We start from the raw sequence: 1,147 nt of genomic DNA on the forward strand, positions 1-1,147 counted from the left end.
GACGCGAGGAGCGTCGTCGCGTCGACCTTCCCGGTCCAGCCCGCATCCAAGGCTTCGGCGAAGGTCTGGAAGCCCTTTCGGTCCGGCCCGTGCCAGCGCTCGACCGCCGCCGCAGCCCAGGCGGCCGGCTTGTCAGCATGGCAGTCGTTGCAGGCGTTGGGCGTGCCGAGCTTCACCGACAGGTCCGGCCGCGGAACGCGAAAGCCGTGATCATGCCGCGGATCGACCACCATATAGGTGCGCACCGGCATGTGGCACGATGCGCAGCCGATGGGCGGGCTCGTCGACGCGTGGCCGGTGTGCTTCACGCCGGCATACGTGTCGGAGGAATGGCACTGCAGGCAGGTGTTGTCGCCCGGGAACCGCAGCTTGGCGCTGTGCGGATCGTGGCAGTCGCCGCAGGTGACGCCGGCGGCGAACATCCTGCTCTGCTTGAACGAGCCGTAGTTGTAGACCTCGTCGAGCATCTGGCCGTCGGCATGATAGAGGCTGCGGGCGATCGGCGACACCGCGTGCGTGTCGGACAGCCACCGACCAGGGCTCCAGTCCTCCGAGAACGCACCCCGGCGGGCATGGCAGAGCCCGCAGGTCTCGACCTCCTTGCGAAGCAGCGCCGGCGCCACGCTGCGCCGCGCATTGCCGGTCCGCTCGTCGATCGGCCAGGTCACGTCGCGTCGCTCGTCGAACCGGACCACCAGCCCCTTGGCCGGATCCTCGGTCTTTCCGAACGGCCACCAGCTCTCCCGGTCTCGCGCCCATGCCACGTGACGCGATCCCCGGCCGTGGCAGGCCTCGCACCCCACGCTGATCTCCGCCCAGGTCGTCGCGTAGCGGTCGCTCGTCGCATCGTAGTTCTTCCGCACGCCGGTCGAATGGCATTCGGCACACATGAAGTTCCAGTTCTGGTTCAGCCTCGTCCAGTGCAGCACATCGTCGTGGCGGATGTGCTCGTCCGGGTAGAGATGGAACCAGCGCTGGCCGCCCTGATCCTTCGGCCGGCTGTCCCAGGCGATCGAGAGGGCTTGCAGCCTTCCGTCCGGGAACTCGACCAGATACTGCTGGAGCGGGTCGATCCCGAACGTGTACTTGATGTCGAACACGGCGGGCTTGCCGTCCACTCCGTCGGTCTCGACCTGGAACTTTCCGT

The 1,147-nt window shown here is 67.7% G+C and carries 1 protein-coding gene; it reads right to left on the reverse strand.

The window, feature by feature from the left end:
- The coding region (locus ABTU92_RS30220; RefSeq protein WP_408095221.1) for a cytochrome c3 family protein at positions 1 to 1,147 on the reverse strand (1,147 nt) is incomplete at both ends.

The sequence above is a fragment of the Rhodoplanes sp. SY1 genome, from assembly GCF_046000175.1.
Taxonomy (GTDB): Bacteria; Pseudomonadota; Alphaproteobacteria; order Rhizobiales; family Xanthobacteraceae; genus Rhodoplanes.